We start from the raw sequence: 23,908 nt of genomic DNA on the forward strand, positions 1-23,908 counted from the left end.
CCTCTAGCGGGGCGTCAATCGGGCGCGAGCCGCCTCGTACTCCTGTTTCAGTTGCGCCACGACCGCCTGCACCGGCGCAACGCTATCGATATTCCCGACGCCCTGGCCCGCCGACCAGATGTCGCGCCACACCTTCTTGCCCGGCGTTGACGGCGTGTCGAAATCCGCCGACGCGCGCCCCTCGCTTGGCAGGTTGTCGGGGTCGTAGCCGGCATCGCGCACGCTGGAGCGCAAATAGTTCGCGCGGATGCCCGAGAAATGGTCCGTGTAGACAATGCCTGCCGCGGCGGCGTCCAAGATCGCCTGCCGATAGCCTTCCGTCACATTGGCCTGCGGCGTCGCCAGGAACCGCGTGCCCATATAGGCAAGATCCGCGCCCATGGCCTGGATGGCAAGTATGTCTTCGCCACGGGACACTGCCCCCGCCACAAGCAGCAAGCCGTCGAACATCCGCCGGACTTCGCCAACCAGGGCGAAGGGCGACATCGTGCCGGCGTGCCCGCCAGCCCCGGCGCACACCAGGATCAGCCCGTCTACCCCCGCCTGTATCGCCTTTTCGGCATGGCGGACATTGATCACGTCGTGCAGCACCACGCCGCCATAGCCATGGACTTCCTTGACGAGATCAGACGGGTCTCCAACGGACGAAATAATGATCGGCACGCGCCGCCGGACGCAGGCGGCCAAATCTTCGTCCAGGCGGGTGTTGGACTTGTGCAGGATCAGATTCACGGCGACGGGCCCCGGGCGGACGGTCCCAGGCGTGTGCCCGCCGGGTTCCAGGGCCGTCTCGATCTGAACGAGCCACTCGTCCAGCAACGAAGACGGACGCGCATTCAAGGCCGGGAACGATCCGACAATGCCGGCCCGGCATTGCGCAATCACCAGCTCCGGCCCGCTGGCGATGAACATTGGCGAGGCCACCACCGGCAATTCCAGCGTTTTCAGCCAATCCATCAAATCACTCCCTTTTCGGCCAGTCTGGCCAATTCGTCGTCGCCCAGCGCCAACAATTCCCCGTACACCTCGGCGTTATGCCGGCCTACCCCGGACGCGGCGGATCGAACTCCCCCGGGGCGGGTGAGAAACCGCGGCACCACGTCGGCCATGCAGATGCTGCCGAAATCCTCGTCGGGCACGTCTTTCAGGATGCCCCGTGCCTGGAAATGCTCGTCGGCGCATATCTGGTCGGCCGAATAGATGGGCGCGATCGTGCCGTGCGCCGCATGGAACGCCGACAGTACGGCCTCCAAGTCGTGTTCCCCACACCACTGCCGGAAGATGGCATTCAGCGTGTCGGCGTTGCGCGCCCGCAGGGGGTTGGTGCAAAAGCGCGGATCGTCGATCAAGTCCGGGCGGCCGATGGCGCGGCAGTTGTTGGCGTAAAGCGCATTCGTACTGCCGGACAGAGACACCCAGCGCTGGTCCTGCGTGGCATAGACCGCCGCTGGCGCCGAGTATTGGCTGGTGTTGCCCGAGCGCTCGTGCACCTCGTCCAGCATCTTGTACTTGGCGGGCAGGAACTCCACGAGCTTCAGCATCGCCTCGGTCAGAGACAGGTCGATCTCTTCGCCCGGCGCATGCGGATTTGCCGCACGCGCCCAAAGCGCCGCCAGGACCCCCACCGCCCCGAACAGGCCACCAATCGAGTCACCAATCGGATAGCCGGTATGCATGGGTTCGCCGTCCGGCTCGCCGCTGATGTAGGTCAACCCGCCCATGGCCTCGAAGATGCGGGCGAATCCGGCACGGTCCTTGTACGGCCCCGTTTGGCCGAACCCCGACACGCGCAGGATGGTCAGCGATGGGTGGACGCCCCACAGCGTATCGCGGTCCAGCCCCCAGCGGTCTAGCGTCCCGGGGCGGAAGTTCTCGATCAGCACGTCAAAATGCGGCAGCATGCGCAGCAGCATGGCCTGCCCTTCCGGCAGCCGAAAATCCAGCGTCACGAACCGCTTGTTCCGGTTCGTCACCTTCCACCACAGGGCCTTGCCGTCTTTCAAAGGAGGGAATGACCGGGCGCCGTCCCCCTGGCCTGGAAGCTCCACTTTCACAACTTCGGCGCCGTAGTCCCCCAGCAATGCGGCAGCGGAAGGCGCGGCGATGATCGTGGCGATATCCAGTACCCGCAATCCCGTCAACGGTCCGCCCATGCGGCCTCCGGCGTCAGGTAGTCGACATAATCGCCCAGCGCAGCACCGGCCCCGCCCAACAAGGCTTCATTGACGAGGAGCCGTTTGGCAAGATGGCTGATCGCCGTTTCGTCCTGCAAGCCAATGGCGCCATGCAGTTGCAGGGCGTCCAGCGCCACGGCATGCCCGCTTTCAGCACTTACCCAGCATGCCGCCGCCACGGAACCCACATGGGCCTGTGTCTCGTCCGATCGCCATTGCGCGATGGCGCCCCAGGTCAGGGCTTGCGCGTTGCGCCACGCGCGATACATGTCAACGACTCGATGGCGCAGCGCTTGAAACTCCGACAACGGCCGTCCGAACTGCCTTCGGGTGCCTAGGTATTCCACGGTCTGGCGCAAGGCCTCGCGCATGACGCCGACATTTTCCACGCACCACAGCAGCTTTTCCGCCTGCCCGAATGCGGCGCAGAAAGCGCGTGCGGCTGCGCCGCGCACGACCAAATCGTGCGCAGTGACGGTGTCGAAACCCAGATCGGCCGCGCCACGGGCGTCGTACAGGCGATAAGCGCGGCGGGTGATGCCGGGCGCCTGGGCGGGTAGCAGGAACACGGCAAGCTCCGCGCCGTCCTGCCCGGGCAGCGTTGCGGCAACCAGCAGCCCACTGGCGCTATCGGCACCCATCACTATCGGGAGCTTGCCGTTAAGCACCCACCCGTCCGTTGTGGGCTGGGCCGCGAGGGGCGAATCCGCATCCAGCGCGCACGCCAACATGGCCTGGCCGGCAAGCGTGTCCGCCAACATCCGGCCGACGGCATCCCTCGCTTCAGCGCCACTCACTTGCCAGGCCAGTGGCGCCGCGACAGCGGCCGCCCCGTAGCAGGGCAGGAAAAGCTGCGCCGCCAGCGTCTGGGCGACGTGCGCCACATCGGCCAGGCTGCCAGCCGCCCCGCCCTGTTCCTCGTCGGCCATCAGGCCCAGCAGGCCGAACCCTGCGATGTCGACCCAGGCCTTGGCGCAGCGCTGCCCACCGGCCAAGATCGACTCCCGGCGTGTCTCGGCGGTGTATTCGCGAGCCAGATACTTGCGTAGGGATGCATCGATCATCGCTTGCTGTTCGTCCGCGCCGGCATCGGCGACCGCGTCCAATTCCGATTTTCCGCCGAACAGGACTCGCGCAATGATCTCCTTCTGAATCTCGGACGTCCCGCCGCCCAAGGTCACGCCGCGATACCGTAGAAAGTGCAGATGAATGTTGTTGACGCTGCCAGGGACCAAGGGAACTTGCGAGGCCCGGCCGTCCAGCGCAGCCGGATCCACCGGCAACCCGTGCCTGCCCACGACCGTCATCTGCGCGGCGTAAAGCTCCTGAATCAGTTCCGTTCCCTGCAACTTGAGCAAGGACGGGGCGATATCGGATTCGCTGCCGGCGGCAACCGCCGTCAGCGCCTGCCACCACTGCGATTCGTGGGCAAGAAAGCGAATTTCCAGCTTGGCGAATTCCGACCAGGCATGCTGATTGGCGCGCGCCATGGCCGGCGGGCCTTGATAGCGCAACGTCAAGCGCCTGAGCTTTTCCAGTTCGGCCTTGCATTCCCCGACCCGGGCAAGAAACAGGCGCTCGGTCACCAGCAAGTCTTTCGCTACCGACCAGCCGCCGTCTTGCGCACCCACCAGGCAATCCAGCGGTACGCGAACGTCGTCGAAGAATAATTGGACATGAAACTCGGCCCCGTTGATGAAGCGGATCGGCCGCACCGTCACCCCTGGCAAGGTCAGGTCGATCAACAGCACGGACAAGCCGTCTTGCTTACGTGCGGCGGCGGCGTCCGTCCGTACCAGCGCCAGCGCCCAATTCGCCCAATGTCCGAAGCTCTGCCAGATCTTGGTGCCGTTGACGACATAAGCGTCGCCTTCGCGTCGCGCCGTCGTCTTCACCGATGCCAGATCGGATCCCGCGTCGGGTTCGGAATACGCCTGCGCCCAGTAGTCATCAAAGGAGAGGATGCCTGGCAGGAAGCGGGCCTTCTGCGTCGCGGTGCCGTGATGCATCAGCGTGGGCCCGATCATGTCGATCCCCAGGTTTTCGAATCGGGGGCACCCCGCCCGCGCGTATTCCTCACGGAAGATCGCCAATTGCCAAAGCGCCCAGCCGGGCCCGCCATGCTCGGCCGGCCACGCCGGCGCGGCCCACCCTTGGGCGTGCATGATCTGTTGCCAACGCCGGGCCTGTTCCCGCGTGACCAGGCAGTGGGCGGCGTCGGCGTCACGCAAGTCCTGCGGCAGGCATTCCTGCAGCCCCTGGCGGATATGCTGCCGGAATGCCTCGGCCTCTATGGGATCGGTGGCAATATCGGTGCTGCCCAGCCTCATGTCGACTCCTTGCCGGAAAGCGCCGCGCGCTTGGACGCCAGCCGGTCCCAATCGTAGCGGGCGGGTTCGCGATCCAGGAACCGCATGACCGCGTCGCGATGATCAGCCGAAGTGGCGCAAGCGCTCTGCGCGCAGCCCTCCAGATCTACGAAGGTTCCATAGTCCACCTCGAAGCTGCGGTTCAGCAGGCGCTTGGTCAGGCCGATAGCCGGCTGCGGCGCCTTGGCGAACCGGCCGGCCAGATCCAGGGCGGTGTCCAACAGGGCATCTGGCCCGCAGACTTCGTACACCAGCCCCAGCGCCACAGCTTCTTCAGCGCCTATGGGTCGGGCGGTCATAAGGAGGTCGCGCGCTTTGGCCAGACCGATCAAGCGCGGCAGGATGTGGATGGCGCCCATGTCGGGCAAGACGCCCAGGCGGTTGAACACCATCGAGAAGGTGGCCGTCTGTGACGCGACAATGAAATCCGCGGCCAGCGCGATCGAAAAGCCCGCGCCGAACGCCGGGCCATCCACGGCGGCGATGACAGGCTTCTCCACTCCGCGCAGGCGCTCCAGCCAATCCTGAAGCTGCAGGATTCGACTGCGCGCCGCGTCGCCCGCATCCCGCTCAGGTGTGACGCCGGTGAAACGGTCGCGCATGGCGCGGATGTCGGCGCCTGCGCAGAAGCTGCCGCCCGAACCGGTCAACACCAGCGCCTTGACGGCGTCGTCCGAGCGCACCCTTTCAATCATTTCGGCGTAGTCCATGCGCAACCCTTGCGTCAAGGCATTGCGTTGGCCAGGGTTGGCATGGGTGAAAACGGCAACTTCACCCCGAATCGACAGGCGCGATTCCCGATACTCCTGATCACGGTTTTCCATATCGTCTCCTCCGGGACGGTTACCGCCTCGTGGCGGGTCCGTCCGGCTGCATGTTGACGCTATGGTCTGCCCTGCTGCCGACGCTGGCCCCCCCCTTAACGGGGGGGTGTGGGGGAAAACCGGATGTCGCGCATGGTCGTGTCGATGAGTCCCAAATGGCGGGCTCGCAGCACGGCTTCGTCACGGCCCAGCACGCCCAGCTTGCCGTAGACGTTCTTCAAGTGCCACTTGACGGTTTCAGGCGAGATCCCCAATGCCCGGGCGATCCGCTTGTTCGGCATCGCACACGCCAACGCCTGAAGAACATCGAACTCGCGTGCACTGAGCGTCTCGGTCTGCGCTGGGGCGTCACGCATCGGCGCATGCACTTCGGTCTGGGTGGCCGCCGACTTCAGGCGTTCCCAATAGAACGCCGCTACCGGGCTCAACAGGCCCGCCTGGACAACGCCGTCTCCCAAGGTCCGCAGGTCTGGCCCGTAGTCCATCAGGGCGCGCATACAACCCAATTCCTGCGTATCGCGCATTGCCTGGGCAAGCAAGGGCAACGCCTCGTCCTCCTTGCTTCCTTGTGCCAGCAACAAGGCGGCTTGGGCGCGCATCTGGATCTGGATCCGCCCAAAGCCCAGCGTACCGGCCAAGCGATAGGCGTCCTGCGCCTGCTGCAGCGCCTCGTCCAACCTGCCGCCGGCGACCAGCCAGCGCGTGCGGGCGATGGCCAGCAACATCCCGAATGGCCGTTTGGAACCGGCGGGATTGGCCCCATGGCGGTTGGCCATGAAAGTCAGCTGGGCCAGGCATTCCTGGGCCCCATCCCTGTCTGAGGTCAGGCACAAAATACGGCAACGCTCCGCCAGGCTGTGCACCAGCGCGCGCTCCAGCCCGCGCTCGGTCGCCTGCTCGTCCAGGCGGTCCAGATGGGACAACGCCTCGCGGTAACTGCCCTCCCGGGCGTAGATGCGCGCCAAGATGACCCCGATGCGCAGCAGGGAGTCGGGCAGCGACACGCGCTCGATCAGGTCGATGCGCAATTCCAGCATCGAACGCGCCGTTTCGATCTCGTTCACCTCGTAGAGCACGTCGCCCAGGTATCCCGCCGCGATACAGGCCGGATCGCTCGCCATGCCCAGGCTCTCTTCCGCTTCTTCCAGCGCCGCCCGCAGCACCTGCTCGGCGCTACGCATGTTGCCCTGCTGCAGATACGTGAAGCCGGCAATGCATTGTCCGGTCAGCGCGCCGAACGCCGAATCGAGCAAAACCGAACCGTCGTTCAAAACGGGGCGAGAGCCCTGCTGCAACTGCCGCGCCTTGTCGAATTGGCCTTGATGGGCGTATAGCCAGCTGAGAATGTTGCGGCGCCCCCCGATCAGGATGGCATCCGATCCGCCCGACAGGGCCTCGACTTCCGCCAGCATACGCACCGCCCCATCGGTATCGTCCTCCTGCACGGCCAGCGACCCCTTCAACAAGGTCAGATGCGCCCGCGACGCGGTGTCGTCCGAGGCAAGCGCGGCCTCCAGTTCGGCCACGCTGGCGCGGCATTCGGCGGAGCGCCGGTAACAAAGGTGCGCCCAGGCCTCCCAGACCCTCAGAGCGGGATGATCACGGCGCAAGGCAAGCGGCAACAGTGCGACCGCGCTCACCAGGCTACGCATCTTCCCCCGCAGGAAAAGGGCGGGCGCATCTCGCTCCAGCCAGAACGCGGCCCTGTCCCCCCGTCCGGCGCTAAGCGCATGGGAGACGGCCTCTTGTAGGTGGCCGTGCTCGCCAAACCATTCCGCCAACGCGCGATGCGTGCCGGTCTGCACATCCTGCGGGAGGTCGCGGAACCGCTCAGTCAGCAACTCGCGCAGTAACGGATGAAAGCGGTGCCAGGCTTCGCGTCCGTCGCCATCGGCCGACATCAGGAACAGATTCTCGCGGCGTAGCCGCGCCAGCAGCGCCTGGCCTTGCGCCGGGCCGAACAGCGCGGCGCACAGCGACGCGCAAAACTGCCTGGCCATCGACAAGCGCGCCAGATCAGCCAGCAGTGCCGCATCCATTACCGCGAACACATGCCGATTGAAGAAGGCGGCAAAATCCGCGGCGTTTTGCAGGCTTGCCTGGGCGGCAGCGCTGGACGCCGAGGCGTCCAAGGGAATCGCCGCCAATTGCAGCCCGGCGATCCAGCCGTCAGTCAGGTCATACAGCAGCCGCGCCGTACGCTTTTCAACTCGGGGATGCCGGTGCTTCAGATATTGCTCAACCTCTGAAAACGAAAACCGCAATGCGTCGAAGCCGAACTCCACCACCTGATCCTTGTCTCGCAACCGGGCCACCGACAAGGCAGGCGCACTGCGGGACAACAAGGCCAGGTGTAGATTCGGCGGGGCGAAGTCGACGAGCGTCTGGAAGAACTGGTGGCTGGCAGGGTCCGATACGCTTTGGTAGTCATCCACCAGCAAACACAGCTGCCTGACATGGCGCTGTACGGCCAGGATCAAGGAGATCGCCACAGCATCGGCGGACACCCGCGCCCCATCCCGGTTCAAGATGAACGCCGCTTCACGGGCGAGCGCGGGATCGATCCGGTCCAGACTGGCGAATACGCCTTCCAGCAGATGGCCGGGGTCACCATCGTCGGCATTCAATGCGCACCAGGCGAAGTCGTATCCCATCCCAAGCATCGCGCCGCGCCATTGCTCGCCCAGCGCCGTCTTCCCCGCCCCAGCCGGGCCTTGAATGACGATCAGGGTTTTCGCCCTGGCTTCAACCAGCTTGTCCAGCAACCGGCCGCGCGGCAGCAAATTCTGGCTGCCCACCACGCCTTTGTTTCCAACCGGGGATGATTCATCGGGATGCATGGGCCCTCGCCTCCATCACCAGGATTCTAGGGCAGCAGAATGCCACGTCCCTCCCCGATTCGGGGGGGGAATTGGGTCTGGTTCATCATTAATCTGCTGGAATCGTTGCACATCCCTGTCCTGACGGAGCCACCATGTCCACACACGTCCTAGTCGCCGGCATTGGTATGACGCCCTTCTGCAAGCCGGCGCAATCGCCGTCCTACCTGGACCTGGGGCAGGCAGCCGTGCGCGACACGCTGCACGACGCAGGCCTTGCCTATGAAGCCATCGAACAGGCCTACGCCGGGTATGTCTATGGCGACTCCACGGCGGGCCAACGGGTGCTGTACCAGGTCGGCATGAGCGGTATTCCCGTCTTCAATGTGAACAACAATTGCGCCACCGGGTCGACTGCCCTTTACCTGGCGCGCCAAGCCATCACGTCCGGCGCCGCCGAATGCGTGCTGGCCCTGGGTTTCGAACAGATGCGGCCCGGGGCCATTGCGGCCCAGTTCCCCGACCGCCCGACTCCCTTCGACAAGTTCGATGCGTTAACGACCGAATTAGTCGGCATGCCGGAACTACCCTTGGCGCTGCGCTACTTCGGCGGAGCGGGTCTGGCGCACATGCGCGAATTCGGCACGCGCTTGGAGACGTTTGCGAAGATACGCGCCAAGGCAAGCCGGCATGCCGAGCACAATGAACGCGCCGTATTGCGCACGGTGCTTACCGCCGAAGACGTCATGGCGTCGCCGTCGGTCTGGGACGGCGTCATGACCCGCCTGATGGCATGTCCGCCGACCTGCGGCGCGGCTGCCGCCATCCTCTGCTCTCCGGCATTCGCGGCGCGTCATGGTCTATCTAACGCATCAGTCCGCATTGCGGGCCAGGCCATGGCCACCGACAGGCCTCAGACGTTCGAGTCCAAAGACATGCGGCAACTGGTCGGCGCGGATATGACCCGCCAGGCCGCTACAAAAGCCTATGAATACGCTGGCTATGGCCCGGAAGACGTGGATGTGGTCGAACTGCACGATTGCTTCGCGCACAACGAACTGATCAGCTACGAAGGCTTGGGCCTGTGTCGCCCCGGCATGGCCGAAAGACTGGTGGAAAACGGCGACAACACCTACGGCGGCAAGTATGTGATCAACCCCTCTGGCGGACTGCTTGCCAAGGGCCACCCCTTGGGCGCCACCGGCCTCGCCCAGTGTTTCGAACTTGTCAGTCAATTGCGCGGCGCTTGCGGCCCGCGACAAGTCGACAGCGTGCGAGTCGCGTTGCAACACAACCTGGGTTTGGGTGGCGCCTGCGTCGTGACGCTGTACGCCCGACACTGACGCAGTAATGCAGGAGCACGCCCGTTTGGCGCTGCTACCGGTCCGATCGTCCTGTGAATAGGACGCTGATGGCAAATGTCGGGTACTACCAGGATTGTCGTTCCCGACTTATCGTTAATGGAAGCAGACAGTGCGCCTGGCAAGCCACGAATGCCTGCCACTGCCGGGCGGTTGCCCGCTATCGATTCCCCAGGAGACTATCCATGAGCACCCCCGCAAACTTCAACGGCGCCCGCCCGGTCATCGACCCCGACAACGCCGCGATGCTGTTGATCGACCACCAAAGCGGACTGTTCCAGACCATTGGCGACATGCCCTTCACGACTGTGCGTTCGCATGCTGGCGCCTTGGCGAAGATGGCCACGCTGACCAGGATGCCCGTCATCACGACGGCGTCCGTGCCGCAAGGTCCCAACGGCCCGCTGATCCCGGAAATCCACAAGAACGCGCCGCACGCCAAGTATGTGGCCCGCCGCGGCGAAATCAACGCGTGGGACAACCCCGAATTCGTGGCGGCGGTGAAGGCCACCGGCCGCAAGCAGTTGATCATCGCCGGCACCATCACCAGCGTATGCATGGCCTTCCCTAGCATTGCCGCGGTGAACGAAGGCTTTCAGGTGTTCGCCGTAATCGATGCGTCGGGCACGTACTCGAAGATGGCGCAAGAGATCACGCTGGCCCGCGTCGTCCAGGCCGGCGTGGTGCCGATGGATACCGCCGCCGTCGCGTCTGAACTGCAACGCACGTGGCACCGCGACGATGCCGCGCAATGGGCCGAACTCTACGGCGCGATCTTCCCGTCCTATCAGCTGCTGGCCGAAAGCTACGCGAAGGCCCAGGAAGTCGAGAAGAACCAGGAACTGCTGGACTCCCAGCGGACCTGATCCCAACTCCCCGGCTGGTTTGTGGGCCGTGCCGCTGGCCGGCCCACCCTTTACTCGATGCGCCCGATCTCGGCGCCCGCCGTCACCGCCTTGCCTGCGGCAGCCTGATGCGTGAGCACGCCATCGCGATGCGCCAGCACTTGCATCTCCATCTTCATGGCTTCCATCGTGGCGATCAGTTCGCCTTGCTTGACGGTGGCGCCGTCTTCGGCGTTCCATGACTGGATGGTGCCCGCAATCGGCGCGGCCACGCTTTGCGCGCTGGCTTGCGCCGGGGCGGCCGTTGCCTCGCCGCCTGCTGCCGCGCCGGCGGATTGCAAGCCGCGCAGCAGTTCGGCGGGCAGGCCCAGCGACACGCGCCGGCCATCGATTTCCACCGCAGTACGGTGCAGGCTCACCGCGCCCAGCGGGGCCGGACGCACGGCGGCTTCCAGATCCGTGACGAAGTCGGTCTCGATCCAGCGCGTGTGCACCTTGAAGCCTTGGCCGTCGCCGATGAAATCGGCATGGTCCAGCACCGCGCGGTGGAACGGCAGCACCGAGGCCACGCCTTCAATGCGGAATTCGGCCAGTGCACGGCGGGCGCGCGCGATCGCCTGTTCGCGCGTGGCGCCGGTGACGATCAGCTTGGCCAGCAGCGAATCGAAGGTGCCTGGAATGGTGGAACCGGATTGCACGCCGCTGTCCACGCGCACGCCCGGGCCGGACGGCGCGGCGAAGGTCGTGATGAGGCCCGGCGACGGCAGGAAGCCGCGGCCCACGTCTTCGGCGTTGATGCGGAATTCGATGGCATGGCCGCGCGGCGCGGGCGCGGTGTCGATGGCCAGCGGCAGGCCGTCGGCGATGCGCAGTTGCTCGACCACCAGGTCCAGGCCGCAGGTCTCTTCGGTGACGGGGTGCTCCACCTGCAAACGGGTATTCACTTCCAGGAACGAGATGGCACCCGATGCGCTCAGCAGGAATTCCACCGTACCGGCGCCAACGTAGCCGGCGTGCGCGCAAATGTCGCGCGCCGACGCGTGGATGCGCTGGCGCTGCTCGTCGCTGAGGAACGGCGCGGGCGCCTCTTCCACCAGCTTCTGGTTGCGGCGCTGCAGCGAGCAATCGCGTGTGCCCAGCACCACCACCTTGCCATGCTTGTCGGCCAGCACCTGCGCTTCGACGTGGCGCGGGTGGTCCAGGAACTGCTCGACATAGCATTCGCCGCGGCCAAACGCCGTAACGGCTTCGCGCACGGCGGACTCGTACAGGTCGGCCACGTCTTCCATGCGCCAGACGACCTTCAGGCCACGCCCGCCGCCGCCGAACGCCGCCTTGATGGCAATCGGCAAACCGTGTTCGTGCGCAAAGGCCAGCACCTCTTCAGCGCCGCCCACCGGACCCGGCGTGCCCGCCACCAGCGGCGCGCCCACTTCCAGGGCGATCTTGCGCGCCTGCACCTTGTCGCCCAGCCGTTCGATGGTTTCCGGCGACGGGCCGATCCAGGTCAGGCCGGCGTCGATCACGGCGCGCGCGAAGCCGGCGCTTTCGGACAGGAATCCGTAGCCCGGATGCACGGCGTCGGCGCCGCTGCGGCGCGCCACCGCCAGCAGCTTGTCGATATTGAGGTAGGTGTCGGCCGGGCGGTCGCCCTCCAAGCCGAACGCCTCGTCGGCCATGCGCGCGTGCAGCGCGTCGAAATCGGCGTCGGCGTAGACCGCGACGGACTTCACGCCGTAATCGGCGCAAGCGCGGATGATGCGCACCGCGATTTCGCCACGGTTGGCGATGAGGACTTTCTTCATGGCTGGCATATTCAGGTTATTGCGTTGTGACTTGCGCGGCGGGAACGTCAACCGGGACAAAGGCGGAAACGGGGTTGAAGCGCACGCGCGCGCCGATGGGGATCTGCGCCGCGCGGTCCAGGTGCCAGGGCGCCACGGAGCCGATTACCGGGTAGCCGCCCGTCAGCGGGTGGTCGGCCAGGAACAGCACCGGCTGGCCGCTGGCAGGCACCTGGATCGACCCCTTGCGCGTGCCCTCGCTGGGCAATTCGGCATGGTTGGCGCGCTGCAGCGGCCGGTCGCCGTTCAAGCGGATACCGACACGATTGGACTGCGGGGTGACCGTCCAGGCCTGGCTGGCAAGCAGCGCCACGGCGTCGGCATCGCACCAATCGGTGCGCGGCCCCAACACGACGTCCAGCACGACCTCGACGTCCTGCATGGGCAGGTCCGCAGCCGGCAGTTCCGGCGCGCCGACGATGGCGCCCTGCCCGGCCGGCAGGATGCCGATGTAGTCTCCGGCGGCAAGCGCATCGGGGCCGACGCGCGCGAGCGTATCGGTCGAACGGCTGCCCAGCACGGGTTCCACAGCAAAGCCGCCGCGCGCGGCCAGGTAGTAACGAATGCCCGCGGCCGGCTGCCCCAGCGTGAGTGTGTCGCCGTCGTTCAAGGCAAGAGCCTCGTGGCCGGGAACGGTCCAGCTGCCCCCCTTGGCATCACGCAGGGTCAGCTCGCCTCGCGCGCCTGTCACGGCCACCACGCAGGCGCCATGCGCGCGGACCTGGAAGCCGCCGTACACGATTTCGATGCAGGCCTGACCGGGCTGATTGCCGACCAGCCGGTTGGCGGCGCGCAGCGCGCCCCGGTCCATTGCGCCCGACGCAGCCACGCCCTGGCGGGCCTGCCCGGGGCGGCCCAGGTCTTGGAAAAGCGCTTGCAGGCCGGGCGCCACCACTTCCAGCGAAGGCGTGGCGGTGCCAGTCCGGCGGGAGGTGGAGGGATCTGCGCCGGTGGCGGGCGTCGAAGCCGCCCGAGCAGCAGGCGCGGGACCGGCGTCGATGAAGCGGACGCGATAGCCCGGCTGGAGCAACGCGGGCGTGTCGCGAGACAGGTCCCACATGGGGGTCGTCGTCACGCCAAGGATCTGCCATCCACCGGGGCTGGCTTGCGGATAAACGCCGCTGAATGTGCCGGCCAGCGCCACCGCGCCCGCCGGGATGCGCGTTCGCGGCGTCTTGCGCCGGGGCACGTCCAGGCTGGGGTCGCCGCCGCTCAGATACGCAAAGCCCGGCGCAAAGCCGGTGAACGCCACGCTATAGGTGCTGGCCGTGTGGCGGCGCACCACTTCTTCGGGGGGGATGCCGAGCAGAGTTGCGACTTCGCCCAGGTCTTCGCCGTTGTAATGGACGGGAATTTCGATCAGCGTGCCGTCGCGCGCGACGCGGCCTGATGTATCGCGGCCGCCGATATCGGCGATCAGCGCCTCGCGCGTCACGCGGTCCGGGCGGAACACCACCAACACGGTGCGCGCAGCCGGCACCAGCTCGGTGACGCCGTCGATCGGCCGGGCCTGCAGCGCATCAAACAGCGCCAGGGTCTGCTCCAGATCGTCCAGTTCAACGAGCAGAGCATCGGTATTCACGGGCAGAAAGCGCACGTGTTCTCCTAGGCGGGAAATTCCCGGGGGTTCAACGTCTATGGGGCAAGATGGCGGTACGCGGTGACGCCTGCAAACGAGCGAATGGTAACGCCAGACTGCTCCAGGCGGCGACGCACTTCGCGCGCCATGTCCACCGCGCCTGGGCTGTCGCCGTGCACGCAGATGGAATCCGCCTGCACCCGGGTGAGCGAGCCGTCGATGGCTTCGACCACGCCTTCCTCGACCAGGCGCACCATGCGCTGCGCCACTGCTTCCGGGTCATGCAGCACGGCGCCCTTCTCGCGGCGGGAAACCAATGCGCCTTGCGGGGTATAGGCCCGGTCGGCGAAGGCCTCGGACACCACCCGCAGGCCGCGCTCTCGCGCCAGCGTGAGCAGGGGCGAACCGGCCAGGCACACCAGCGCCAGTGCCGGGTCGATTTCAAGGATGGCGGTGATGACGTCGTTGCCTTGGCGCGCGTCATGCGCGATGGTGTTGTACAGCGCGCCATGCGGCTTGACGTAGCTGACCTGCGTGCCCGCGGCCGCCGCCAGGCCCTTGAGCGCACCGATCTGATAGATCACGTCCGCCACCAGATCGGCGCTGGCCACGTCCATGTTGCGCCGGCCGAAACCTGTCAGGTCCGGGTAGGACACGTGCGCGCCCACCGCGACGCCGTTGGCCGCAGCGCCTTTCAGCGTCGCCAAAATACCGGCGGGGTCGCCCGCATGGAAACCGCAAGCCACGTTCGCGCTCGAGACCAGCGCCAGCATTGCGGCGTCGTCGCCCATGGTCCAGGCGCCCAGGCTTTCACCCAGGTCGCTGTTCAGATCAATCGTGGTCATTGCTTGTTCGCTATTTGCCGTCAGGTCCAGAGTGTAGAACGTCTGTTACAGCATTGTTCTACAATTTTTATGAATAGTAGATCAAATAGCAGATAATTGCCTATCAGTAATTGCCCCAAGCCAGTACAAAATAACTTGATATGCAGGGCAATCCGGCCAACGCTCAGATACACTCGAAACCAAGCAGCTCTTTCGGCTGCGCCACACCCGCCTATGACCGATCCGAACGCGCACCAGACCCTGACCGACAAAGTCACCGAACAGATACGCCGCCGGCTGATCGACGGTGAATTCGCGCCCGGCCAACGGCTGTCCGAGGCGACGTTGACGCAAAGTCTGGATGTATCGCGCAATACGCTGCGCGAAGCGTTCCGCAACCTGACCAAGGAAGGCCTGCTGACCCATTCGCCCAACCGCGGCGTGGCGGTCGCGGTGCCCAGCATGGCGTCCATCATCGATCTTTACCGCGTGCGGCGCATGATCGAATGCCAGGCGCTGGCCCAGGCATACCCCCACCATCCCGCGCATCAGCGCATGCGCCAGGCAGTGGATGACGCGGTGGCGCGCCGGCAAAACCAGGACTGGTCGGGTGTGGGAACGGCGAACATGGCCTTCCACATGGCCATCGTGGAACTGGCCGATAGCGAACGGCTGAACGCCATGTTTTCGCTATTGCTGGCCGAGCTGCGCCTGGTTTTCGGCCTGCTGCAGGACCCGGAATTCCTGCACGCGCCGTACGCCGAAATGAACAAGCGGATCCTGGAACTCGTCGAAGCCGGCGAATTCCAGAAAGCCGCCGATGCGCTCAAGGACTACCTGGCCCAATCCGAGCGCATCGTGCTGGCGAGCTATGCGCGCCGCGTCAGCGCCGCGGGCGGCTGAGCCCGCCACGTCCGCAGCACATCCACCGCCAGGAATACCAGCAGGCTGACGCCCATCACGGGCAGGCACCACCCCAGTGCCAATGCCACGACGGCGGCCAGAATGCGGCCCGGCCAGGCCAGTTCGCGCCACGCTTGCGTCAGCGTCTGGCCGGACGCGCCCGACGCCGGACGGCGCAACCACCACATGCGGTAGCCCAAGACGATCATCACCGTCAGCGCCACGCCGATGGCGGCCATGAGCAACTGGTTCGGCCAGCCGAACAGAATGCCCATGTGCATGTCCACGCCCCAACGGATCAGTTTGGCGATCAGCGGAAACGTGGCGAAGTCCGCGCGGCTGGTGACGGTGTAGGTGGCCGGATCGATGGCGATGGTATCCACCTGCGTGGGCCACGAACGGTCCACTTCCCGCACCGTCCAGGCCTGATCAGCGCTGCGTGGCGGCCGGATCTCCAGCTGGTCGCTATCGATACCGCCGGCGCGTGCGGCGTCCAGGATGCGGTCGATATCACCCGAAGGCGCTGCCGCCGGCGTCATGGCCATGCCCGCCATGGCGCCATGATGATGTGCGTGTTCGACCTCGCCCTGCGCAGGCGGCATCCCGGCGCCCGGCAGCTTCACTGACACGGACGGCGTGATCCAGCCCAATTGCGCCCGCAGTTGATCCACGCGCCCGCCTGCCCAGTTCGACCAGGTCAGGCCCGTCGCGGACAGGAACAGCAGCCCCACCGCCAGCCACAAGCCCAACAGCGTGTGCCAGCGGCGCGTCCGCAGACGCGGGCTGCGCGCCATCGCGGCCGGATTACGGCGGCGGCCCGCCAGCCACATCACCAGCCCGCCCAAGGTGGCCAGCCACATCCATGAGGCGGCCAGCTCGCTGTAATTGCGGCCCACTTCGCCCAACATCAGGTTGCGGTGCAGGTAGTCCAGCGCAGTGCGGAACGGCAGCGTGCCGCTGGTGCCGTAGACGATCATGTCGCCCTTGATGTCCAGCGTGACGGGGTCCACGAACAAGGCCCGGCTTTCCGAATCACCCAGGCCGGGGTACGTGAACATCACGCGCGTGGTGTCGCCCGCGCCGGGCGCCGGGCGCACGGCGAACAGCCGCGGGCCGGCGCCGATGCGCGCCTGCGCCGCCTGGACCTGGCTGGCCAGGGACTGGGCCGGGCCTGTCGAGGTGGTGCGCAGCTGATCGGCGTAAAGCAGGTTTTCGATCTGGGGCGTCAGCACGAACAAGGTGCCGGTGACGGCCGCCACCAGGATGAAGGGGCCGACGAACAGCCCGATATAGAAATGCAGTCGGGTGATCAGCGCCAGCAAGGCGCTGCGTCCCGCAGCCCGCTCGCGCGCGGGCGCCGCGGGGGAATCCAGGGTTTGGGTGGACATGGGATCCTCGAATACGAACGACGCCGCCCTGCCGGGGCGGCATTCATGCGCGCAGTGCGCGCACGCCGGTTACGGTCATTCGAAGGTCGAGGGTGGTGCGCGTGGCCCCACTGGCGGGCCGGCGGCCGGCATGGGCGGACGCGGGCTGTCTGCCTGGAGCGGCGTCTGGGCCAACCAGCGCAGCAGCACAGGCGCCACCGCCAGCATCGGCGGCACGTCCAGCACCTGATGGGCGCTCAAGCCGAAGGGGCATTCCTGCCCTGCCCCGCCGCGCTCGTCAGGCGTGCCGTGTCCATGATGGCCGAGATGGGGATCGTGCTGCGCCGTCAGCATGCGCAACGCCGACAACGACCCGCCGCCTGCCGCGCAGAAGCCCAGGGCCAGCCGGCCCTGCCGCAGGGCGTCGGCGTCCGGCATATATCCCACCGGTACCCAGGCCCGCGCCACCAGCAACAGCAGCAGCAACAGCCGCCCGAAATCGGCGGCCGAGGCAGTGCGTGGGAATCGACAGGAAAGTCCGGTGCGCATGCGCCCATCCAGCGCGCCGGCGGATTCCGGCGCCACGGCAGAATTCTACTCGCGCGCCACCGAAAGCCGGGCGACGCTTTCTGCTTGCGGATGCCCTGTTTCGGGCATAAATTGAGCAAACCGTTTTGGGCTTGAGGCATTCCCCTTAAGTCCGACACGGCGTCGAGAGGTCGTTTTTTATCTTTTAAGCCCGCGAGGAGCGTTGCGATGAAAGTGAAACACCTGTTAGGCCCGGCAGCGCTTGCGCTGTCCATGCTGTTCACCACGCCTGGCGTGGCCCAAACCACCGATCCGGCCCCCATCGTCACCGGAAAGCAATGGACGGAATCAGACGCCAGCCTGAAGAAAGCCTACCTGCTGGGGATCGCCAACCTGCTGCAAGTGGAACGCGCGTACCAGGAACGGCGCAAGCTCAACGACACCCAGACCCTGGTTCCGCGGTTCGCCAATGGCCTGCAATCGCACACCCTGGACTCCGTGCGTGACGGGCTGGACAGTTGGTACGCTGCGAACCCCACCAAGCTGGACCGCCCCGTGATCGAGACCTTGTGGTTCGAGATCGTCGTCCCCGGCACGAAGCGCAAGCCCTGAAGGAGCTGTCATGAAGCTAATTCGATCGATTGTCATCGGCGTCGCGATAGGGACGCTTGCGGCCTGCACGAACATGACGCCCAAGCAGCAAGGCACCGTGTCGGGTGCCGCCATCGGCGCCGCCGCGGGCGCAGGCATTGCCGCCATCGCGGGCGGCAGCGCATGGACGGGAGCCGCCATCGGCGGCGTGGCAGGCGGCGTCGCGGGCAATATCCGCGGCGGCAAATCCTACTGACCCCGCCTCCCGCCCCGGCGCGCGGCCCTTACGTGGCCGCCGCCCGGGGCGTCCAGCAAAACCATTTCAACCCGGCGACGGATCCCGGCTCATCGGGATCGTCGTGCTCAAACCCCACTTCAATCCCGCCCTCGGTCGTGACCAGGAAGGCGTAGGGCGGCGCATGCGGGCGCACCGACCGGATGGCGATTCCGTGCTGCGGTGCGGCATCCAGAAAGCGCGGCATGGGGGTTTCCGCGCACAGCAGGCCGGCCTCGGTCAGCGTCAGTGGGCCGCCACAGGCTGCGCCGTTCGGGCCGCTGAAGCTGTCGACGAAGACGGTGACGAGCGACGCCGGTGACTCAAAGTGGAATTCAACGTCGCCGTAGGCCACGATCAGCGGAAAACAATCGGCCTCGCCCGGGACGTACGGGCGATCGGGATCATTCGGGTTGTAGACCTGGTCGGCCGGCCCCAGCGCCGCAAACACCGTTTCCGGTGAAGCGCCGGCAACCGGAACGTAGGGGCCGAAGGCGCCGTTTTGGAGAAAGGCGATCAAGGAGATAGGCGTCATGCGCCGCATTATCCCTTGTGCCGCATCGCGCCGTCCGCCTTTCTGCCAGCCAAACCCTAGCTTTGCTTGGCGCGCCAAGCGTGGTACCTGGCCTGGTTTTCCTGGTTGGGCGGATACAGGCCGGGCAACTTCTCGCCCGCTTCCACCTGCTGCATGATCCAGCCTTCCAGCCGTTCCTGCTCGATGGCGATCTCGACCACCTCGTCCAGCAAGGCGGCGGGAATCAGCACGGCGCCATCGCGGTCCAGCACGATCACGTCATTCGGAAACACCGCGACGCCGCCGCAGCCAACGGGTTCCTGCCAGCCCACGAAAGTCAGGCCGGCCACGGACGGCGGCGCAGCCGCACCGCTGCACCACACCGGCAGGCCGGTGCCTTCGACGCCTTCCAGATCCCGCACCACGCCGTCCGTCACCAGCGCGGCCACGCCGCGCTTTTGCATCCGTGCGCACAGGATGTCGCCAAAGATGCCGGCATCCGTCACGCCCATCGCGTCCACTACGGCAATGCAGCCCTCGGGCATGTCCTCGATCGCCGCCCGCGTCGAAATGGGCGACGCCCACGAGGCCGGCGTGGCCAGGTCTTCGCGGGCCGGCACGAAGCGCAGCGTGAACGCGCGCCCCACGATCCGCTTGGCGCCCGGCGCCAACGGCTGCGCGCCCCGCAGCCACACGTTGCGCAGCCCCTTCTTGAGCAGCACGGTGGTCAGCGTGGCGGTGGTGATGCCGGACAAGGCCTGGACGACGCGGGCGTCCAAAGGCTGAGTTGCAATCGTCATGATGCAGGTTCTCCTTGAATGGACTTCGATTGTGACCCTGCGCAAAACGCAACACAACACGGTTTTTGCAGATTCAGAATCCGTTTTTTATACCTGCGTCTTCGGATTTGCCGTTGTGGCGCGCGCCGCCCCTCAGGCTTACCAGCGGTGCTGATACGTCAACGTCAGTACGGTACCGGCCGCTGGCAGGCGGCTGGTATTGGTGCTGCTGCGCATCAGCTGGCTGTACAGCGGGTAGTAGTCGCGGTTGAACAGGTTTTCGATGCCGACCGTCACGGTGTCCTTCTTGGTGAATTGGTAGCGGCTCATGACGTCCACCGTGAAATAGCTGTTGACCTCGCGCCGCCCGAAGCTGGCCACGCCGTCCAGCCGATAGTCCTTGCTGGCGTAGTAGTTGGCCTGGATGCGGTTGCTCCAGCGCTCGTTCGGCCGGTACTGCACGTAGCCCGTCAACTTCACCGGCGGAATGCGGTACCCGGTCATGTTGCGCCATTCGCCGCCATCGGGCTGTTCCTGCCCCTTCATCCAGGTGAACGTGCCGCCCGCGCCCCAGACCTCGTCGTCCGTCAGGTAGTCCGCGGCGGCTTCCACGCCGTACACGCGTTCCTTGGTGCGGGTCAGGATGAGGCCATTGTTGAAGCTCTGCACGTCGCCCAGCTTGGACGTGGTGTAGAACACCGCCAGCGACGCCGTCGTGTTGCCCAGGCCGCCGCGCCAGCCCAGCTCGTAGTTGTTGGTCTTGACGGGTTCCAGGTCCGACGAGCCGATGTCGAAGCCCGGCCGCGCGTTGCGCATCTGCACACCGATGTCGGGCAACTGGAAGCCCTGGCTGAACGACGTGTAGAACTCCTGGCCGCGCACGGGCTCATAGCTCAGGCCCACGTTGAACAGCAAGGCGTCGTAGTTCACCGTGCCGCCCTGGACCGTGGCCGGCGACGGCACCCGCGACTGCGAGAGCGGCACGAAATCATCGAAGCGCGCCGACGAATATTCGTAGCGCACGCCGCCCTGCCCGGACCACTGGTCGTTGAAGCGGTGCTCCAGCTGGCCGAAGATGCCCGTGCTGCGCGTGGTCAGTTCCGGCATGTAGGTCAGCGTGCCCGTCTTGCGGAATACGCGCCCGCCACTGCTGTCGAACGCGGCCGGATCGAAGATGTCGATTGGCATGTCGCTGCGTTCCTGGTTGAAGTCCACGCCCCACAGCAGGCGGGTCTTGTCGGAGGCGCCCAGCGGCGTGTCGATGGTCAGGCGGCTGCCCAGCACCTTCGAATTCTGCATGGCCTGGTCCACGTTACCGCCGCGCGTGACCACGGCGCGCGCGTCGAACGGCGTGAAGCGCGTGTAATAGTCGCGGTAATAGACCTGGGCCGACAGCTTGCTGCCCCACAGGTTCTGGTGCTGGTATTCCAGGTTCACCAGCGTGTTGCGGATCTGGTTCTGGTCGACCAGTTCCAGCCCGCCCAGCGGCAAGGCGCGCGCCGTGCCCGGCGGCAATCGGCCCACTGAAGGGTCCGAGCCGTAATTGCTGTCCTGGTCGGCGTTGTAATAGCTGGCCGACAGTTGCACCCGCTGGTCGTCGTCGATGCGCAACCCCAGCTTGCCGCCCACGCTGTAGATGTTGGAGTCGAACAGGTCGCCCTGGCTGGGCTCGGAGGCAATGCGACGGCCTTGCGCGTCGTAAGAGGCGCCGTTGTGGCGCGCGCCCAGGTCCAACGCGTAATCAAGCTTGCCCTGGCTGCCCGCGAAATGCTGCTGCAGCTGGCCACCCAGGCCATCGGCACGCAAGCGGCTCAGCGGCGAGACGGCGGTGAGCGTGGTCTCGGACACGGGTTCGCCCCCGGCCGGGCGCGTCGTGATTGAAACGATCCCGCCCGTGGCCCCTGCGCCATAGATCGAACTGCTGCCGCGCAACACTTCGACGCGTTCGATGATGGCCGGATCGATGTTGGCCAGGTTGCGCGACGAATCGCGGTTGGTATTCAGCGGGATGCCGTCCACCAGCACGAGGATGCCGCGGCCGCGCAGCGTCTGGCCGTAATCAGTGATGGTGCGGCTGGAATCGGCCATGCCGGGCACGACTTTGGACAGCACCGTCGCCAGGCTGTCTGAGCCCGTGCGCAGTTCTTGCAGATTGTCGCGTTCCAGCACGATGGTCTGCTGCACCGGGCTGACCAAGTTGCTGGCCATGCGCGAGGCGCTGACCTCGATCGGCGCCAGCACCGTCGGCGCGGCGGCGCTGGCCGGTTCAAGAATGATGGCGCTGCCTTCGCGGCGGGCGCGCAACGGCGTGTCGCGCAGCAAGGCGTCCAGGGCCTGCTCGGGCGTCATCGTGCCCGACACCGCCTGCGCCTGCATGCCGGCCACGGCTTGCGGCGTGTAGAAGATCTGCAAGCCATGCTGCTGCGCCAGCCGCTTGAGCGCAGCGTCCAATGGCTGGGCGGGCATATCGATGGCGACCGGCGGCGACGCGGCCCAGGCGGCGGGCGCCCCCAAGGCGATCAACACCGCCGCGCTGACGGCCCTGATCCGGCAGGCCACCGGCCGCGCCCGCTTGTTCTTATTGCGATCCACTTCATCCTCTCCTGATTGGGACGGTCTCCGGCCCCCTTGGCCGGCATAGCCCCGCGATAAGAGAGAAGACGCAAAAGCGGAAAAAAACCTGAATACCGGCGCGAAATATTTTTGCCGGCCCCTCGCGGCCTTAGCGGGCCACGACTTCGGCCCGTCCGTCGGGCAATTTGCGCACCGTCACCGGCAGGATGTGCGGCAGCGCCGTCAGGAAGGCATCGGTGTCGTCGATACGGAAGACGCTGGTCAGGCGCAGGTCCGCCAGCCCCTTACTATCGGCCAGCACGATCGGCTGTGCGCGATAGCGCGAGACTTCCCGCACCGCGCTGGCCAGATCGGCGTCGCTGAAGACGATCTGCCCCGCCCGCCAGGCCAGGGCCGAGGCGACAGGCGCCGTTTGCGGCGGCTCGACCTTGCCCTGCGCGCCGACGCGGGCGCCGAGTCCTGGCGTTACCGACACGGCGCGGCCCGGTTCGTCCTGTCGCCCGGCCACCCGCACCGAGCCGGATTCGACCATCACACGCACTTCCTCGGCATCGCGGCGCACGTCGAAACGCGTGCCCGTGACGGTGGCCGTACCCAGCCCGGCGTCCACGACGAACGGCCGGCCGGTGTCCTTGTCGACGGCGAACAGCACTTCGCCCTCCAGCAGTTCGACCTGTCTTGCGGCCGCGTCGAACCGCACCTTCACGTGGGTGCGGCTGTTCAATTCCGCGCTGGACCCGTCGGGCAACGCCACGACGCGGCGCTCACCGGGCGCCGTCCGGTACTCCGCGGTCTGCACGGAAGCGGGCTGATACTGCTGCCAGAACAGCACGCCGGCCGCCACCGCCAGCGCAGTTACGCTCAGCGCCAGCACCTGGCGCCGTCCGGACGATGACGCGCGCCGGCGCGGCTGGGCCAGCGCCCGCAAACGGTCGGCGGGCACCTCGGACGCGGCCTGCCAGATGGATTCCAGCACGCGGTATTCGTAGGCGTGGCGCGGATCGGCAGCCAGCCAGGCCTGCAGTTCGGCCTGCTCGGCGGCGTCCAGTTCGCCGGACCGCGTGCGGGCGAACCATTTGGCTGCCTCGGCCCGCGGCGCGTCGCTAGCTGGGCGCATAGGCCCCCAGGCGTTCGCGCAGGTGCAAGGCGGTGCGGATCATGTATTTTTCGACCATGTTTTTGCTCAGGCCCATGCGCTCGGCGATCTCGGCCTGCGTCAGGCCCTCCAGCCGTTGCCAGATGAAGACCTGCCGGCATTTGAGCGGCAATTCGGCCAGCGCGGTTTCCAGCGCCTGCCCCAATTGCTGCGTGCGCGCCTGCGCCACGGGATCGCCCAGCTCGCTGGGATGGGCCGCTATGGTATCAAGCGTCACCCACTCGTGCCCGCCTTCGCGGCGGAAGCCGTCCACAGCCGTATTGCGCGCCGCCTGATGCAGATAGGCGCGCGGCTGTTGAACGTGGTCGGAACCGGCCTCCAGGCACTTCACGAAGGCGTCATGGGTCAAGTCCTGCGCGGCGTCGCGGCACCCCAGCTTGCGGGTCCAGACGGCGAGCAGTTCTTCGTAATAGGCAAGAAAGCCGTGTGGACGAGACCGGGAGGATGACATGGGGCAGGATCGATGCGAAGCGGCATGATAATGCTTTTTATTAGCGATTGCTATGACACGGCCCGGGGTCGGGAAAATCTGCCGGGCATACCGGTTTTTCCGCACCAGCCGGCCCGAGCCCTCGGCGAGGCG

General features: G+C 66.3%; 20 protein-coding genes. 5 read left to right on the top strand and 15 right to left on the bottom strand.

The window, feature by feature from the left end:
• Nucleotides 1-3: 3 nt before the first annotated feature.
• The 5 genes from AC3WMU_RS06615 to AC3WMU_RS06635 all read right to left on the bottom strand — a co-directional run bounded on the left by AC3WMU_RS06615 (nucleotide 4) and on the right by AC3WMU_RS06635 (nucleotide 8,207).
• The gene (locus tag AC3WMU_RS06615) at nucleotides 4-957 is read right to left on the bottom strand and encodes an NAD(P)H-dependent flavin oxidoreductase (RefSeq protein WP_006225827.1); all 954 of its coding nucleotides are present in this window, start codon (nucleotides 955-957) and stop codon (nucleotides 4-6) included.
• Complete coding sequence (locus AC3WMU_RS06620; protein ID WP_006225828.1) at nucleotides 957-2,153, bottom strand: CaiB/BaiF CoA transferase family protein; 1,197 nt, start codon at nucleotides 2,151-2,153, stop codon at nucleotides 957-959. Before AC3WMU_RS06620 ends, AC3WMU_RS06615 begins: the two co-directional genes overlap by 1 nt.
• The gene (locus AC3WMU_RS06625) at nucleotides 2,138-4,504 is read right to left on the bottom strand and encodes an acyl-CoA dehydrogenase family protein (protein WP_492282022.1); all 2,367 of its coding nucleotides are present in this window, start codon (nucleotides 4,502-4,504) and stop codon (nucleotides 2,138-2,140) included. Before AC3WMU_RS06625 ends, AC3WMU_RS06620 begins: the two co-directional genes overlap by 16 nt.
• Entirely contained in the window at nucleotides 4,501-5,367 is an 867-nt protein-coding gene (locus AC3WMU_RS06630) for an enoyl-CoA hydratase/isomerase family protein (protein WP_006225830.1), read from the bottom strand. Before AC3WMU_RS06630 ends, AC3WMU_RS06625 begins: the two co-directional genes overlap by 4 nt.
• A gap of 95 nt (nucleotides 5,368-5,462) precedes the next feature.
• Complete coding sequence (locus tag AC3WMU_RS06635; protein ID WP_492282023.1) at nucleotides 5,463-8,207, bottom strand: winged helix-turn-helix domain-containing protein; 2,745 nt, start codon at nucleotides 8,205-8,207, stop codon at nucleotides 5,463-5,465.
• Nucleotides 8,208-8,341: 134 nt separating this feature from the next.
• Here AC3WMU_RS06635 and AC3WMU_RS06640 point away from each other — a divergent pair, with 134 nt between their 5' ends.
• Together AC3WMU_RS06640 and AC3WMU_RS06645 are read left to right on the top strand one after the other, a co-directional pair.
• Nucleotides 8,342-9,529 carry a lipid-transfer protein gene (locus AC3WMU_RS06640; protein WP_006225832.1) on the top strand — a complete coding sequence of 396 codons (1,188 nt, stop codon included), beginning with the start codon at nucleotides 8,342-8,344 and terminating at the stop codon, nucleotides 9,527-9,529.
• 203 nt (nucleotides 9,530-9,732) lie between these two features.
• Nucleotides 9,733-10,413 (top strand): hydrolase, encoded by a 681-nt coding sequence (locus tag AC3WMU_RS06645; protein ID WP_006225833.1) that lies wholly within the window; start codon nucleotides 9,733-9,735, stop codon nucleotides 10,411-10,413.
• Nucleotides 10,414-10,463: 50 nt separating this feature from the next.
• Here AC3WMU_RS06645 and AC3WMU_RS06650 read toward each other — a convergent pair whose 3' ends face one another.
• From AC3WMU_RS06650 to AC3WMU_RS06660, 3 genes are read right to left on the bottom strand one after another with little or no spacing between them, the layout of a single operon-like run.
• The gene (locus tag AC3WMU_RS06650; RefSeq protein ID WP_492282024.1) at nucleotides 10,464-12,197 is read right to left on the bottom strand and encodes an acetyl/propionyl/methylcrotonyl-CoA carboxylase subunit alpha; all 1,734 of its coding nucleotides are present in this window, start codon (nucleotides 12,195-12,197) and stop codon (nucleotides 10,464-10,466) included.
• A gap of 16 nt (nucleotides 12,198-12,213) precedes the next feature.
• Nucleotides 12,214-13,833, bottom strand: a complete 1,620-nt coding sequence (locus tag AC3WMU_RS06655) for a 5-oxoprolinase subunit B/C family protein (protein ID WP_492282025.1) — start codon at nucleotides 13,831-13,833, stop codon at nucleotides 12,214-12,216.
• A 38-nt stretch (nucleotides 13,834-13,871) separates the two neighbouring features.
• Nucleotides 13,872-14,660 carry a LamB/YcsF family protein gene (locus AC3WMU_RS06660; protein ID WP_492282026.1) on the bottom strand — a complete coding sequence of 263 codons (789 nt, stop codon included), beginning with the start codon at nucleotides 14,658-14,660 and terminating at the stop codon, nucleotides 13,872-13,874.
• Between the two features lie 213 nt (nucleotides 14,661-14,873).
• Here AC3WMU_RS06660 and AC3WMU_RS06665 point away from each other — a divergent pair, with 213 nt between their 5' ends.
• The gene (locus AC3WMU_RS06665; RefSeq protein WP_280026274.1) at nucleotides 14,874-15,542 is read left to right on the top strand and encodes a GntR family transcriptional regulator; all 669 of its coding nucleotides are present in this window, start codon (nucleotides 14,874-14,876) and stop codon (nucleotides 15,540-15,542) included.
• On the opposite strand, the gene AC3WMU_RS06670 is transcribed toward AC3WMU_RS06665, so the two are convergent.
• A complete protein-coding gene (locus AC3WMU_RS06670; RefSeq protein WP_492282027.1) occupies nucleotides 15,509-16,930 on the bottom strand; it encodes a PepSY-associated TM helix domain-containing protein in 1,422 nt (473 codons plus the stop codon). The genes AC3WMU_RS06665 and AC3WMU_RS06670 overlap by 34 nt on opposite strands.
• A 75-nt stretch (nucleotides 16,931-17,005) precedes the next feature.
• A complete protein-coding gene (locus AC3WMU_RS06675) occupies nucleotides 17,006-17,458 on the bottom strand; it encodes a DUF2946 family protein (RefSeq protein WP_100220429.1) in 453 nt (150 codons plus the stop codon).
• Nucleotides 17,459-17,665: 207 nt separating this feature from the next.
• Here AC3WMU_RS06675 and AC3WMU_RS06680 point away from each other — a divergent pair, with 207 nt between their 5' ends.
• Nucleotides 17,666-18,049 (top strand): hypothetical protein, encoded by a 384-nt coding sequence (locus AC3WMU_RS06680; RefSeq protein WP_454676967.1) that lies wholly within the window; start codon nucleotides 17,666-17,668, stop codon nucleotides 18,047-18,049.
• Between the two features lie 10 nt (nucleotides 18,050-18,059).
• The gene (locus AC3WMU_RS06685) at nucleotides 18,060-18,284 is read left to right on the top strand and encodes a YMGG-like glycine zipper-containing protein (protein ID WP_006225841.1); all 225 of its coding nucleotides are present in this window, start codon (nucleotides 18,060-18,062) and stop codon (nucleotides 18,282-18,284) included.
• Between the two features lie 28 nt (nucleotides 18,285-18,312).
• On the opposite strand, the gene AC3WMU_RS06690 is transcribed toward AC3WMU_RS06685, so the two are convergent.
• From AC3WMU_RS06690 to AC3WMU_RS06710, 5 genes are all read right to left on the bottom strand, one after another.
• Nucleotides 18,313-18,915, bottom strand: a complete 603-nt coding sequence (locus AC3WMU_RS06690) for a hypothetical protein (RefSeq protein ID WP_492282028.1) — start codon at nucleotides 18,913-18,915, stop codon at nucleotides 18,313-18,315.
• A complete protein-coding gene (locus tag AC3WMU_RS06695; protein ID WP_280026277.1) occupies nucleotides 18,894-19,616 on the bottom strand; it encodes a ribonuclease activity regulator RraA in 723 nt (240 codons plus the stop codon). Before AC3WMU_RS06695 ends, AC3WMU_RS06690 begins: the two co-directional genes overlap by 22 nt.
• A gap of 138 nt (nucleotides 19,617-19,754) precedes the next feature.
• Complete coding sequence (locus tag AC3WMU_RS06700; RefSeq protein WP_492282029.1) at nucleotides 19,755-22,187, bottom strand: TonB-dependent receptor; 2,433 nt, start codon at nucleotides 22,185-22,187, stop codon at nucleotides 19,755-19,757.
• Between the two features lie 130 nt (nucleotides 22,188-22,317).
• The gene (locus AC3WMU_RS06705; RefSeq protein ID WP_280026280.1) at nucleotides 22,318-23,286 is read right to left on the bottom strand and encodes a FecR family protein; all 969 of its coding nucleotides are present in this window, start codon (nucleotides 23,284-23,286) and stop codon (nucleotides 22,318-22,320) included.
• On the bottom strand, nucleotides 23,273-23,776 hold the full coding sequence (locus AC3WMU_RS06710) for an RNA polymerase sigma factor (RefSeq protein WP_006225846.1): 504 nt from the start codon (nucleotides 23,774-23,776) through the stop codon (nucleotides 23,273-23,275). The genes AC3WMU_RS06705 and AC3WMU_RS06710 overlap by 14 nt, the downstream gene beginning before the upstream one ends.
• Nucleotides 23,777-23,908: the final 132 nt, after the last annotated feature.

This window comes from Achromobacter sp. FW305-C-13 (assembly GCF_058783475.1).